The sequence below is a fragment of the Pseudomonas sp. SWRI51 genome, assembly GCF_014268825.1.
Classification (GTDB): domain Bacteria; phylum Pseudomonadota; class Gammaproteobacteria; order Pseudomonadales; family Pseudomonadaceae; genus Aquipseudomonas; species Aquipseudomonas farsensis.
The window spans coordinates 40,089-53,235 of the sequence record NZ_JABWRG010000014.1; the positions used below are offsets into that span (position 1 = coordinate 40,089).

The 13,147-nt window shown below is 63.2% G+C and carries 13 protein-coding genes; 6 read left to right on the plus strand and 7 right to left on the minus strand.

The window, feature by feature from the left end:
- Positions 1-67 precede the first annotated feature (67 nt).
- Positions 68-1,597 (plus strand): PLP-dependent aminotransferase family protein, encoded by a 1,530-nt coding sequence (locus HU720_RS07335; protein ID WP_186518640.1) that lies wholly within the window; start codon positions 68-70, stop codon positions 1,595-1,597.
- Between the two features lie 224 nt (positions 1,598-1,821).
- Here HU720_RS07335 and HU720_RS07340 read toward each other — a convergent pair whose 3' ends face one another.
- The 4 genes from HU720_RS07340 to aspA form a co-directional block, all read right to left on the minus strand.
- Positions 1,822-2,925, minus strand: a complete 1,104-nt coding sequence (locus tag HU720_RS07340) for an extracellular solute-binding protein (protein ID WP_186518642.1) — start codon at positions 2,923-2,925, stop codon at positions 1,822-1,824.
- Complete coding sequence (locus tag HU720_RS07345; RefSeq protein WP_186518644.1) at positions 2,922-3,968, minus strand: histone deacetylase family protein; 1,047 nt, start codon at positions 3,966-3,968, stop codon at positions 2,922-2,924. The genes HU720_RS07340 and HU720_RS07345 overlap by 4 nt, the downstream gene beginning before the upstream one ends.
- A 296-nt stretch (positions 3,969-4,264) precedes the next feature.
- Positions 4,265-5,257: an AraC family transcriptional regulator gene (locus HU720_RS07350; protein WP_186518646.1), complete on the minus strand. Its 993-nt coding sequence runs from the start codon at positions 5,255-5,257 to the stop codon at positions 4,265-4,267.
- Between the two features lie 171 nt (positions 5,258-5,428).
- Positions 5,429-6,853: an aspartate ammonia-lyase gene (aspA, locus tag HU720_RS07355; protein WP_186518648.1), complete on the minus strand. Its 1,425-nt coding sequence runs from the start codon at positions 6,851-6,853 to the stop codon at positions 5,429-5,431.
- Between the two features lie 182 nt (positions 6,854-7,035).
- Between aspA and HU720_RS07360 the strand changes: the two genes are divergently transcribed.
- Positions 7,036-7,953 carry a LysR substrate-binding domain-containing protein gene (locus HU720_RS07360; protein ID WP_186518650.1) on the plus strand — a complete coding sequence of 306 codons (918 nt, stop codon included), beginning with the start codon at positions 7,036-7,038 and terminating at the stop codon, positions 7,951-7,953.
- On the opposite strand, the gene HU720_RS07365 is transcribed toward HU720_RS07360, so the two are convergent.
- A complete protein-coding gene (locus tag HU720_RS07365; RefSeq protein ID WP_186518652.1) occupies positions 7,945-8,565 on the minus strand; it encodes a reprolysin-like metallopeptidase in 621 nt (206 codons plus the stop codon). The genes HU720_RS07360 and HU720_RS07365 overlap by 9 nt on opposite strands.
- 269 nt (positions 8,566-8,834) lie before the next feature.
- Between HU720_RS07365 and purE the strand changes: the two genes are divergently transcribed.
- The 4 genes from purE (at position 8,835) to HU720_RS07385 (ending at position 11,346) form a co-directional block, all read left to right on the plus strand.
- Positions 8,835-9,326, plus strand: a complete 492-nt coding sequence (gene purE / locus HU720_RS07370; protein ID WP_186518654.1) for a 5-(carboxyamino)imidazole ribonucleotide mutase — start codon at positions 8,835-8,837, stop codon at positions 9,324-9,326.
- A 10-nt stretch (positions 9,327-9,336) separates the two neighbouring features.
- Complete coding sequence (locus HU720_RS07375) at positions 9,337-10,419, plus strand: 5-(carboxyamino)imidazole ribonucleotide synthase (protein WP_186518656.1); 1,083 nt, start codon at positions 9,337-9,339, stop codon at positions 10,417-10,419.
- A 97-nt stretch (positions 10,420-10,516) separates the two neighbouring features.
- Positions 10,517-10,762, plus strand: coding sequence for a GlsB/YeaQ/YmgE family stress response membrane protein (locus HU720_RS07380; RefSeq protein ID WP_186518658.1), 246 nt, complete (start codon positions 10,517-10,519; stop codon positions 10,760-10,762).
- Positions 10,763-10,812: 50 nt separating this feature from the next.
- Positions 10,813-11,346 carry a DUF3299 domain-containing protein gene (locus tag HU720_RS07385; RefSeq protein WP_186518660.1) on the plus strand — a complete coding sequence of 178 codons (534 nt, stop codon included), beginning with the start codon at positions 10,813-10,815 and terminating at the stop codon, positions 11,344-11,346.
- A gap of 238 nt (positions 11,347-11,584) precedes the next feature.
- On the opposite strand, the gene HU720_RS07390 is transcribed toward HU720_RS07385, so the two are convergent.
- Positions 11,585-12,481 (minus strand): D-hexose-6-phosphate mutarotase, encoded by an 897-nt coding sequence (locus HU720_RS07390; RefSeq protein ID WP_186518662.1) that lies wholly within the window; start codon positions 12,479-12,481, stop codon positions 11,585-11,587.
- 70 nt (positions 12,482-12,551) lie between these two features.
- Positions 12,552-12,950, minus strand: coding sequence for an acyl-CoA thioesterase (locus tag HU720_RS07395; protein WP_101322846.1), 399 nt, complete (start codon positions 12,948-12,950; stop codon positions 12,552-12,554).
- Positions 12,951-13,147: the final 197 nt, after the last annotated feature.

Sequence of the window (13,147 nt, forward strand, 5' to 3'; positions counted from 1 at the left end):
GCCATCCTAGGCAGGCTATTGGTTCTGTGTAAGAGCCATTAAAGGCTGTTTTTATAGGTCCAATGCCATGAGCGAACGTACCCACGCACTGCCTTTTGACCCAGCCGGTATTGTGCTGGACCGTCGTCGTGGCCTTAGCCAGCAGCTGTATCAGGCATTGCGTGCGCGGGTGCTGGACGGGCGACTGGGCGGCGGCACCCGGCTACCGGCCACGCGTGACCTGGCAGCGACCTTGGCGCTGTCGCGCAACAGCGTGGTGCGTGCTTACGACCAGCTATATGCCGAAGGCTTCATCGAAAGCCGGGTCGGGGACGGCACTTACGTGAGCCAGCTGAAAAAACTATCCACACAAGTATCCACAGGGTTATCCCGTAGGTTATCAACAGGGTTATCCACATTTCAGCCCGAAGGCACTGAGGATTTGTCCAGTTCAGGGGCTTCCAGTGAGCCTTTGCAGCGTCTGAAAAATCACCATTTGCCGTTGCCAAAAACGGGCCCGCCACGGGCGTTTCGGGTGGGCGTGCCGGCTTTCGATCTGTTCCCGTTCGAGGTGTGGGCCAAGCTGCACGCGAGTTTCTGGCGCAGCCCGGCGCCTGCGCTGCTCGGCTATGGCGACCCGGCTGGCGAGTTGCAGCTTCGCGAATTGATTGCCACCTACCTGCGACGCTCACGGGGGCTTGGTTGCAGTGCTGAGCAAATTGTGATCACCAGTGGCGCACAGGAGGCCATAAGCCTTTGTGCACAGCTGCTGCTAGAGCCTGGCGATGCCGTGGCTGTGGAAAACCCAGGCTACCGCGCTGCCGGCAACGCCTTCGCCGTGGCTGGCGCGACGCTGCGGGGTGTGGCGGTGGATGAGCAGGGCATGGATTGCGCGCAGCTTGCCGGCTTCAGCGATTGCCGATTGGCCTACGTGACCCCAGCGCATCAATACCCCACCGGGGTGACCATGAGCCTGGCGCGGCGTTTGGCGCTGTTGGCCTGGGCCGAGCGCCAGGACGGCTGGATCATCGAAGACGACTACGATGGCGAATACCGCTACAGCGGCGCCCCGCTGGCGCCGTTGGCCGCGCTGGACCGGCAGGGTCGGGTGCTTTACGTGGGCACCTTCAGCAAGATTGCCTTTCCGGCGCTGCGCTTGGGTTATCTGGTGGTGCCCCAGCGGTTGGTGCAGGCGTTCGGCCAGGGCCGGGCTCTGGCGGTGCGGCACTCGGAGGTGGGTACGCAGTGTGTGATGGCGCAGTTCATCGCCCAAGGCCATTTTCAGCGGCATATCCGCCGCATGCGCCGGGCTGCGCTGGCCCGGCGGAACGTGTTGCAGGCGGGTTGGCCGCAGGACGTGCCGGGGCTGGGTGGCATGCCGCAGGTGGCGGCGGGGCTGCATGTGAAAGTGGCTGTGGATAACTTTGCGCGGCAGCAGGAGTTAGTGGCGCAGGCTGAGGAGGTGGGGGTGGAGGTGAATCCGCTGAGCGCTTATTGGTTGCCGGACAGCCCAGTGCCTGTGGATAACCGCGCCGGGCTGGTGCTGGGGTTTGCAGCGGTGCCAGAAGCCGAAATTGCCGGGGCGTTGCTGCGCCTGCGCAAGGCTTGGCGCCGGTGAAAGGGGCCGCACAAGCTTGCACAAAACCATGGAATCGCCCACAGAGATAGTTGTGGCGAGCGGGCTTGGCCCGCGTTGGGCTGCACAGCAGCCCCGACACCCAAGGGTAACCCTCGGGCTGCTGCGCAGCCCAACGCGGGGCAAGCCCGCTCGCCACAAGGAGATATATCTGGTGCGAACAGGCGTGTAAAAACCTTGACCGCGTGGAGTCCGCCATCGATCTTTCAGGTCCCGGACTTGATCTTGGTCCAGGCGCGGGTGCGGGCGCGTTCGGCGTCGCGCTGCAGGGGCTTGAGGGTATACAGCTTGGCCATCGCCTCGGCGGTGGGGTACAGGTTGGGGTTGTCGCGGATCGCCGGGCTGACTTTCTCGGTCGCATCCTTGTTCGGGTTGGGGTAGCCGACGAAGTCGCTGATCGGCGCGATCACCTCAGGGCGCAGCAGATAGTTGATGAACGTGTGGGCATCGTCCGGGTTGGCTGCGTTCTTCGGGATCGCCAGCATGTCGAACCAGATCGGCGCGCCTTCCTTGGGCAGGCGCATGTCCACCACCACGCCATTGTTCGCCTCGCGCGCACGGTTGGCCGCCTGCGAGAAGCTGCCCGAATACCCCACCGCCACACAGATGTCGCCATTGGCGATATCAGCCATGTACTTGGAGGAATGGAAGTAGGTGATGGACGGGCGAATCTTCAACAGCAGTTCCTGGGCTTTCTGGTAGTCAGCCGGTTTGTCGCTGTTCGGCGGCAGGCCCAGGTACTGCAAGGCCAGCGGCAGAATCTCCGACGGGGAGTCGAGCAGTGCCACGCCGCATTGCTTGAGTTTGGCGAGGTTTTCGGGCTTGAAGATCAGGTCCCAACTGTCCACCGGGGCGTTTTCGCCGAGCGCTGCCTTGACCTTGGCCGGGTTGAAACCGATCAGCACGGTGCCATACATGTAGGGCACGGCGTACTGGTTGCCGGGGTCGTTGGCTTCGATCAGCTTCATCAGCGCCGGGTCCAGGTGCTGCCAGTTGGGCAGCTTGCTGCGGTCCAGCGGCTGGAATACGCCCGCCTGGATCTGCTTGGCAAGGAACACGTTGGAAGGCACCACCACGTCATAGCCGGAATTGCCGGTGAGCAGCTTGGCCTCAAGCGCCTCGTTGGTGTCGAAAATGTCGTACACCAGCTTCACCGCGCTGTCCTTCTGGAAGTCGGTGAGGGTTTGCGGGGTGATGTAGTCGAACCAGTTGTACACCCGTAAGGTGCGCTGCTCGGCCTGTGCCGGGAGGGCGCCGGCCAGCAGGCTGGCGGCAATCAGCGGGGCAAGCAATTGTTTGCGGCGGATCATGTCGAGGCTCCTGGCTGGGCGCGCTGGAAGCCTTCCAGCACGTTGACGGCGTTGATACCGATTTCTTCCACCGCGTAGCCACCCTCCATCACGAACAGGGTTGGCTTGCCGAGCTGCGCGATGCGTTCGCCCATTTTCAGGTAGTCCGGGCTGTCGAGCTTGAACTGCGAGATAGGGTCATCCTTGAAGGTGTCCACCCCCAGCGAAACCACCAGCACCTCGGCGTCGTAGGTGGCGATGCGCTGGCAGGCGTCCTCCAGCGCTGCGCTCCAGGCTGCCCAGTCGCTGCCGGCGGGCAGCGGGTAGTTGATGTTGCAGCCGGCGCCTGGGCCTTCGCCGGTTTCGTCGGCGTAGCCGAGAAAGAACGGGAACTCGGCCTGCGGGTCGCCGTGTATGGAGGCGAAGAACACATCGGCGCGGGTATAGAAGATGTCCTGGGTGCCATTGCCGTGGTGGTAGTCGACATCGAGGATCGCCACCTTGGCGCGGCCTTGGTCGATGAACGCCTGGGCGGCGATGGCGGCGTTGTTCAGGTAGCAGTAGCCGCCCATCACTTCGGCGGCGGCGTGGTGGCCGGGTGGTCGGCACAGGGCGAATGCCGCGTGGGCACCTTGCTCGATGGCGGCCTGGGCGGTCAGCGCCACTTGTGCCGCGCTATAGGCCGCCTGCCAGGTGCCCGCGGTGATCGGTGCGCCAGCATCGAAGCTGTAGTAGCCCAGCTCGCCATGCAGCCCGACCGGCTTGACCTGGCGCAGGGTGCGCGCCGGCCAGGTGAACGGCAGCAGGTCGCCTTCATGGCCAAGGGCCGCCCAGCGCGCCCAGGCGCCTTCGAAGAAGGCCAGGTATTCGGCGCTGTGGACGCGTTGCAGCGGGGCGCGACCAAAATCGCTGGGGCCACGTACCTCGCCAAGGTTGCGCTTGTGCACCTGTTGCAGCACATGGTCGGCGCGTGAAGGCATTTCGAAGCAGGGCATCAGTTGGCCGTCGATCAGCTCGCAGCGGCCGTGGTGCAGGCGGTGGTCATCGGAATAGACCGTCAGCATTGTTGTTCTCCGGGTTATCACTGGCGTAGGCCAATTGTGCTGGGCTGGCAGCTAACCGGGGACGATGCAAACGGCCAAAAGGGGATCGATGTGGCCAAGGCATCCGGGGCTGAGCTTTTCGCGGGTGCCGCTAGCATCGACGCTGTTTTACGCGACAGGTGTAGGAGCGGCCTTGTGTCGCGAAAAGGCCGCAAAGCGGCCTCAGCGATTGTCCATGAGGCGCAGAGCCTGGGGCCGCTTCGCAGCCCTTTCGCGACACAAGGCCGCTCCTACACCGGCGAACAAGTGCTCACGGCTCAACCCCTGAAGTGGCTGGGCGCCACGCCGCTCCAGCGCTGGAAGGCATGCCTGAAGCTCGCGGTCTCACTGAACCCCAAGGTCTCGGCAATCTGATAGATCGGCATCTGGTCTTCGGCCAGCAATTGCTTGGCCCGGTCGAAGCGCAACTCGTCCAGCAACTGCTGATAACTGCTGCCCAGCGCCTGCAAATGCCTGCGCAAAGTGCGCGACGAGCAGTTCATCTGCTGCGCCAACCGCTCAAGGCCAGGTGCCGCGTCGAGCTGCTGGACAAGCAACTGGCGAATCCGCCCAAGCCACGCCTGGCGGCCGGTGAACTCCAGGTTCAGGCGCCGGCAACGTTCGCTCATCGCCTTGTGGGTGATCGGGTCGGCCAGCGGCAGTGGGGTGTCCAGCCAGCGGCGCTCGAAGGCAAAGGCGTTGTCACTGGCCGCAAAGCTCAGCGGGCAGTGAAACGCACCGGTGTAGAGCGCGTGGTAGCCGGGCCGAGCATGTTCGAAGCGCGCACCCAGCAGCGGCAACGGCCGCCCCAACAGGTCGTCGCAGATGACTTTGAGCGACACCAGGCAGAATTCGGCATTGAACGCGGCCAATGCCGGTGCGTCGTAGTGATCGCTGGCGCACAGCCAGACTCGCTGGCCGTCGTCCACCAGGCGCAGCTGGAAAACTGTTCCCAGCAGTGCCGGATACTGCAGCGCCAGGCGCAGGGCGTCACCCAAAGTGGCACTGGAGAGCAGCGCGTAACCGAGCATGCCGTAGCACGACACATGCATGCGCCGGCCCAACTCAAGGCCGATGTCCTCGCGCCGGGCCACCGCGTTGGCGCATACCTGCAGTTCTTGCTGGGTGGTAATGCGGGCGTCGGCGTGGCCCATGTCTGCCGGGCTGATGCCGCTGCCGGCGAGCATCTGCTGCGGGTCTACGCCGTCTTCCTGGAACACCTGGAGAATCAGCGAAACCGCGTTGAGGGTGGTGAGGTGGCTGTGCAGCATGCGCGCTGTCCCGTTGGGCTGAGGGGCAATGCAGAGCAAGTTGTGTGCCGCCGAGTTGGCCAGCCGCCGGGCGCAGGCATAAAAAAAGGGCCCGCAGCGTGCGCTCGGGCCCTTGAAAGGTTGAGAGGTGTCTAGTCCCCCGACCTGGTGAGACGGTGTGCAGCGGTCTGGTTAGCCTTTGAGCGGAACCAGACGTGGAGCGATCATGTTGGCCGGCTTCAGGATGTCGTCGAGCATCGCGTCGTCCAGCAGCTTCTCTTCACGTACCAGTTCCAGTACGCCGCGGCCTGTTTCCAGGGCGATGCGGGCGATACGGGTGGCGTTTTCGTAGCCGATGTACGGGTTCAGTGCGGTAACCAGGCCGATCGAGTGCTCGACCAGTTCACGGCAGCGCTGTTCGTTGGCAGTGATGTCGACGATGCAGTGCTCGCGCAGCATGTCCATGGCGCGTTGCAGCAGGCGGATCGAGTCGAAGATCTTGTAGGCGATCAGCGGCTCCATCACGTTCAGCTGCAGCTGGCCACCTTCGGCAGCGACGGTCAGTGCCAGGTCGTTGCCCATGATGGCGAAGGCCACCTGGTTGACGGCCTCCGGGATTACCGGGTTGACCTTGCCTGGCATGATCGAGCTGCCTGGCTGACGCGCTGGCAGGTTGATCTCGTTGATGCCGGTGCGTGGGCCGCTGGACAGCAGGCGCAGGTCGTTGCAGATCTTCGAGAGCTTGACCGCAGTACGCTTGAGCATGCCGGAGAACAGCACGAAGGCGCCCATGTCGGAGGTGGCTTCGATCAGGTCGGCAGCCGGTACCAGCGGCTGGCCGCTGATGGTGGCCAGGCGCTGAACAGCCAGGGCCTGGTAGCCAGGGTCGGCGTTGATGCCAGTACCGATGGCGGTGCCGCCCAGGTTGATTTCGGTCAGCAGTTCCGGTGCCAGGGTCCGCAGACGGTTCAGGTCTTCGGTCATGGTGGTGGCGAAGGCGCGGAATTCCTGGCCCAGGGTCATCGGCACGGCGTCCTGCAGCTGGGTACGGCCCATCTTCAGTACGTGGTCGAATTCTTTACCCTTGGCAGCGAAGGCCTGGATCAGGCTGTCGAGGCTGGCCAGCAGGGCGTCGTGGCCCAGCAGCAGGCCCAGACGGATGGCAGTCGGGTAGGCGTCGTTGGTCGACTGCGCCATGTTCACATCGTTGTTGGGGTGCAGGTACTGGTACTCACCCTTCTGGTGGCCCATGGCCTCCAGCGCGATGTTGGCGATGACTTCGTTGGCGTTCATGTTGGTAGAAGTACCAGCACCGCCTTGAATCATGTCCACCACGAACTGCTCGTGGTAGTCACCGCGGATCAGACGGGCGCAAGCCTCGCTGATGGCGGCGTGCTTGGCATCGCTCAGGTGCCCCAGCTCACGGTTGGCGTCAGCAGCAGCCTGCTTGACCATCGCCAGGCCCACTACCAGTTTCGGGTAGTGCGACAGCGGAACACCGGAGAGGTGGAAGTTGTTGGCGGCGCGCAGAGTCTGGATGCCGTAGTAGGCATCAGCAGGGACTTCGAGGGTGCCAAGAAGGTCTTTTTCGACGCGGAACGATGCAGCAGCGGACATGATGGATATCATCTCGATTTTGACCCGGCACATGCCGGAATGGCGCCAATCCTAGGCCTGAAGCCGATTTTGCAGCCAATGCTGTTGCACGCTAACCTATGCACAAACGGCATACGGTTTGATGTGACGCCGATTGACAATCGAGCGTGTTCCATTTTGGTGCACGCGCTGCGGAGTAGTCGATGAACCTCGAAAGCAAATGGCTGGAGGACTTCAGTGCCTTGGCCTCAACGCGCAGTTTTTCGCAGGCGGCCGAGCGCCGTTTCGTCACTCAACCGGCGTTCAGCCGCCGCATCCGCAGCCTTGAGGCCGCGCTGGGGCTGACTCTGGTAAACCGTTCCCGCACGCCTATCGAGCTGACCGAGGCCGGGCAGCTGTTTCTGGTTACCGCGCGTACCGTTGTCGACCAGTTGAGCGAAGTTCTTCGCCATTTGCACCACCTTGAAGGCGGGCAGGGCGAGGTCATCCAGGTGGCGGCGGCGCACTCGCTGGCATCGGGCTTCTTTCCGCGCTGGGTCGCTCAACTGCGCAACGATGGCATGAACATCGCCACACGGCTGGTTGCGACCAACGTCGGCGATGCCGTGCATGCGCTGCGTGAGGGGGGGTGCGATCTGATGCTGGCCTTCTATGACCCCGACGCTGCGCTGCAGATGGACGCCGAGATTTTCCCGTCGCTGCACATGGGCAACACTGAGATGCTGCCGGTCTGCGCGGTGGACGCCGATGGCCAGCCGCTGTTCGACCTGGAGGGTGATGCCAGTGTGCCGCTGCTGGCCTACAGCGCCGGGGCCTTCCTGGGCCGCTCGGTGAGCTTGCTGCTGCGCCAGCGCAATCTGCGCTACACCACGGTGTATGAAACGGCGATGGCCGACAGCCTCAAGAGCATGGCGCTGGAGGGCATGGGCATCGCCTGGGTGCCACGGCTGTCGATGCGCGGCGAGCTGCAGCGGGGCGAGCTGGTGGTGTGCGGGGGCAGCCAGTGGCATGTGCCGCTGGAGATCCGCGTGTACCGCTGCGCCTTGGTGCGCAAGGCCAACGTGCGCCTGTTGTGGCGCAAGTTGGAATCGGCGAACTCCGCTGATGAAGCCTCAGTTTGAGTTGTACTTCAGGTAGTCAACGATGGTTGCGCGGTTCTTGTCGCTGTAGCGGTAGCAGTTCGAGCGCAGCGGCAGGCGGGGTTTGGTATAGGTTTCGCAGGCCCAGCCATTGAAGTTCACCGTTGCATCTTCGTGTGTGGCACCCAGCATATGGCCGATCTCATGCGCCGCAGCGCCGTAGACAGCCACGGATGCGATCGCGGTGTTGCCTTTCTGGAATGCTAGCCCGGCGTTGAAATTCAAGCCGCGGTGGTCGTAGCTTCCACGGGTCATCAGCAGATGCTTGTTCATGTACGAGAAGAGTTTGCCGGCCTCCGAATCCTGGATCGCTGCTGTGAAGGTGTCCAGAACTTCCCGCGAAGGTTTGCCCGCATAGTGGATGTCGGTGACCCCTTCGACGTTGCGCCGGAAAATCAGCTCGACTGGATGCTGAGTAATGGTACGCATCTCTTTCAGCCAGTGGCCGAAGAAGTTGGTGTTGATCTGCTCGTCGCTTTCTCCGGCCAGATCGTTGTGAAGGTACACCGTTACCACCAGTGGTCGGGCCAGAACGGTTTGTGGCAGCAGCGTGCCCAGGCTCAGCAGCAGCGTCAGAAGTGCGGTTTTAAGCATGGTATTCCCCTTGATGCAATGCAGTGGTTAAGGGGCAGCGTGCTGTTGCGCGACATTCCTGAGCAGCCGGAAAAAGTTGTCCCGCGAGACAGCTTGCCCTTTGATCCGAGCTGTGCTTAAGGGGGTGGGCGGGCCGCTTGCAAATACGCTACAATCCCGCGCCTTCGGCTAGCTGGCCGATCAGAATCCGTATACAAGCCACGCCGGTCCACCTGCGTGGCTTGTTGCTTTTTAGCGCGCCAGAAGGCGCTTGCAGGAGAGGCTCGACGATGAGTGCACTGGTTGGCGTGATCATGGGCTCCAAGTCCGATTGGTCCACCCTTAGCCACACCGCCGATATGCTGGAAAAGCTCGGCATCCCTTATGAAGTGAAGGTGGTTTCCGCACACCGCACGCCGGACCTGCTGTTCCAGTACGCCGAAGAGGCCGATGGCCGCGGCATCGAGGTGATCATTGCCGGTGCAGGTGGCGCTGCCCACCTGCCAGGCATGTGCGCCGCCAAGACCCACTTGCCGGTGCTCGGCGTGCCGGTGCAGTCGTCGATGCTGTCGGGCGTCGACTCGCTGCTGTCGATCGTGCAGATGCCAGCCGGCGTGCCGGTTGCCACCCTGGCCATCGGCCGTGCCGGTGCAATCAACGCTGCGCTGCTGTCGGCAAGCATCCTGGGTGCCAAGTACCCGGAGTATCACGCCGCGCTGAAGCAGTTCCGCACTGAGCAGACTGACACCGTGCTGGACAATCCAGACCCGCGCCAGGCTTGAGGCTGACGATATGAAGATCGGTGTAATCGGTGGCGGCCAGCTGGGCCGCATGCTGGCCTTGGCGGGCACCCCGCTGGGCATGAACTTCGCTTTCCTCGACCCGGCCCCGGACGCCTGTGCCGCCGCGTTGGGCGAGCACCTGCGTGCCGACTACGGCGACCAGGACCACCTGCGCCAGTTGGCCGACGAAGTGGACTTGGTCACCTTCGAGTTCGAAAGCGTGCCGGCAGAAACCGTCGCCTTCCTCTCGCAGTTCGTGCCGGTGTACCCGAGCGCCGAGGCGCTGCGCATCGCCCGCGACCGCCTGTTCGAAAAAAGCATGTTCCGCGACCTGGGCATCCCGACCCCGGCCTTCGCCGACATTCTTTCGCAAGCCGACCTCGACGCTGCCGTCGCCAGCATCGGCCTGCCGGCCGTGCTCAAAACCCGCACCCTGGGTTATGACGGCAAGGGCCAGAAGGTGTTGCGCACCCCTGAAGACGTTGTCGATACCTTCGCCGAGCTGGGCAGCGTGCCGTTGTTGCTCGAAGGTTTCGTGCCGTTCACCGGTGAAGTCTCGCTGGTGGCCGTGCGCGGCCGCGATGGCGAAACCCGCTTCTACCCGCTGGTGCACAACACCCATGACAGCGGCATTCTGCGCCTGTCGGTGGCAAGCGCTGCGCACCCGCTGCAAGCCTTGGCCGAAGATTACGTGGGCCGTGTGCTGGAAAAACTCGATTACGTCGGCGTGATGGCATTCGAGTTCTTTGAAGTCGACGGCGGCCTGAAAGCCAACGAAATCGCCCCGCGCGTGCACAACTCCGGGCACTGGACCATCGAAGGCGCCGAGTGCAGTCAGTTCGAGAACCATTTGCGCGCCGTTGCCGGCCTGCCGCTGGGCTCGACGGCCAAGGTCGGTGAGAGCGCCATGCTCAACTTCATCGGTGAAGTGCCGCCAGTGGCCAAGGTGTCGGCCATCGACGACTGTCACTTGCACCACTACGGCAAGGCCTTCAAGGCCGGGCGCAAGGTTGGCCACGCTACCCTGCGCTGCAAGGACATGGCCACATTGCAGGCCAAGATCGCCGAAGTAGAGGCGTTGATCGTCGGCTGATCGAACTTCTGCCCGCCGGCACCCCTCTGAAATGGCAACTGGCCAAAGCGCTGTCTAGGCTTTGGCTTGTTCCATCTTCATTTGCAGAGGGATTGCCATGGGCATCATCGGAACCATCTTCATCGGCCTGATCGTCGGCCTGCTTGCGCGTTTCTTGAAACCGGGCGACGACAGCATGGGCTGGATCATGACCATTCTGCTCGGCATCGCAGGTTCCCTGCTGGCCACCTATGGTGGGCAGGCGCTGGGTATCTACCAGGCCGGCCAGGCGGCAGGCTTCCTCGGTGCGCTGGTGGGCGCGGTCATCCTGCTGGTGATCTACGGCTTCATCAAGAAGAAGTGAACTCAGGCTAGAATGCCCGGCAATTCAATCCTGAGTTGCCGAGCATCCTCATGCGTGCGTTCTTCCTCATTCCCTTGCTGATGGCCAGCGCCCTGGCCCACGCCGAACTGCCCGAAACCGACTGGCTGGAGCTGATGCCCAAGTCGGACCAGAAGGCGCTCGAGCAAATGCCCGAAATCGACCACAACTCCCCGGAAGCTTTGGGCACCTTTACCGACAAGGGTGGCCTGAAGCAAAGCAAGGGCTTGCCGGCGGTGATGTATTCGACCAAGACCGTGGCGGCGATGAACGGCAAGCAGATTCGTCTGGGCGGTTACCCGGTGCCGCTGGAAAGCGATGCCAAGGGGCACAGCACGCTGTTTTTCCTCGTGCCGTACCCGGGCGCGTGCATCCACGTGCCGCCACCGCCGCCTAACCAGCTGGTGCTGGTGCGCTATCCCAAAGGCCTGAAGATCGACGATATCTACACACCGTTGTGGGTGACCGGCGCCTTGAAAGTGGAAGCGGTCAGCAATGACCTGGCCGATGCGGCGTATGCGCTGGATGCGGCGAAGGTGCGGGTGGTGGAGGATGCGGATTTATAGTGCCTGTGCCGGCCTCATCGCGGGGCAAGCCCGCTCCCACAAAGACTGCGCCGGGCCGGAATAGAAATGCCTGGCTGAGCTCCGGTGGGAGATTCTATGGTTTCGGGCAAGTCGCTTTTGATTGTGTAGGAGCGGCACAAGGCCGCTCCTACACTGACCGCTTAGACGGCATCGATATGGGGATGGGCGAGCTCTGTGGGAGCTGGCGCCAGCCTGCGATGAGGCCTACAGGCAATACTCAGAGCTTCTCGCTGCCAATGGTCAGCCCCAGCGAATGGCTGGCCCCAGCCTGTAGCTCCACCACGTCATCCCAGACATTCGCTGTTTCGATGCACAGCATGCCCTGCCAACCATCGTCCGCCATATCGGCCAGCTCCTGGGCACGCTCGGTCCATGGGTTCCAGATCACCGCCGAGGCCGAGCCGCTGCTGGCCAGGGTAATGCGCCGGCCCCAATGCGGGTCGACGATGCTCAGCTGTTGCGGCGTATCCAGGTAGATGCGGTCGGTTTCGCCGCTGAAAGTCAGCGCGCCCTGCTGCTGGCGTTGTTCCCAGTCAGCCAGTGTCTCGATGTAGCCAAGCCCTTCAACCCCTTCAACCTGCACCTGGCGCACGCCGCTTACCGCAAAGTAGCTGTGCAGTGCCTGGCTGATGGTGACCGGGTGTTGGCCTTGGTTGCGGCTGGTGAGGGTCAGTGTGAGCGCATCGCCCAGCTCTACCGTAAGGGTGAGCGCCACGTCATGCGCCCAGCCCGGTAGTTGACCCTGCGCCTGCGGCAGCTCGAAGGTCACACGCAGGGCGTCGGCGTGTTGCTCGGCGCCGAGCAGGTGCCAGTCACGGGTGCGGGCCAGGCCGTGGGCCGGTGCCTCGCTGCCGCTATACATGGCCTGCACGGCGCTGGGGTTGCGTTGCAGGTTACCGAACCACGGCCAGCACACCGGCACCCCGGCACGTACGGATTTGCCCTGGCGCAGGATGGCCGACTCGCTGAGCCACAACAGGGGCGGCTCGCCCACGCGCTGGTAGCTCAGAATTTGAGCACCCTGTTGGGCAATCAGCAGTTCGGCGTTGGCGGTGGTCAGGCGCCAGCAGTTCAGCTCGCCATGTTTTTCGGACTCGACCTGTGGGGTAGGCATGCGCTTGTCTCGTTGAATGCAGTGAGGCGTTGGACCTCATGCCGGGCAACGAGTTTACCGCGCGGCCCGGTCAGCGACGAGGCACCGAGCGGGTGCGGCCACTGCCATCGATGGCGACGAACACGAACACCGCCTCGGTGACTTTGCGCCATTCGCTGGACAGCGGGTCGTCGCTCCACACTTCGACCATCATCTGGATCGAGCTGCGGCCGATTTCGACGGTCTGGGTGTAGAACGACAGTTGCGCACCCACGGCCACCGGCACCAGAAACGCCATGCGGTCGATGGCCACGGTTGCCACCCGGCCACCGGCGACGCGGCTGGCCATTGCGGTGCCGGCCAGGTCCATCTGGGCGACCAGCCAGCCGCCAAAAATGTCGCCGAAACCGTTGGTTTCGCGCGGCAGAGCAGTGATCTGCAAGGCCAGGTCGCCCTGCGGGATAGGATCTTCTTGTTCGAGCTCAATCATGCCGTGGGGCCTCTGACCCGTAACGCTTGGTGGGTGCGCAGTGGTGGACGCCTTCGCTTCAGGGGCGGCCAAAGGGGAAACTCTGCGAAACAGTCTGACAGTAATGCCTTACGTTTTCGCACAACAGCCCCGGTTTAACGCAACCTTTTCCTACGAACGGCAAGTATATAGACCATCACAGCCAGCTACGACCGTGC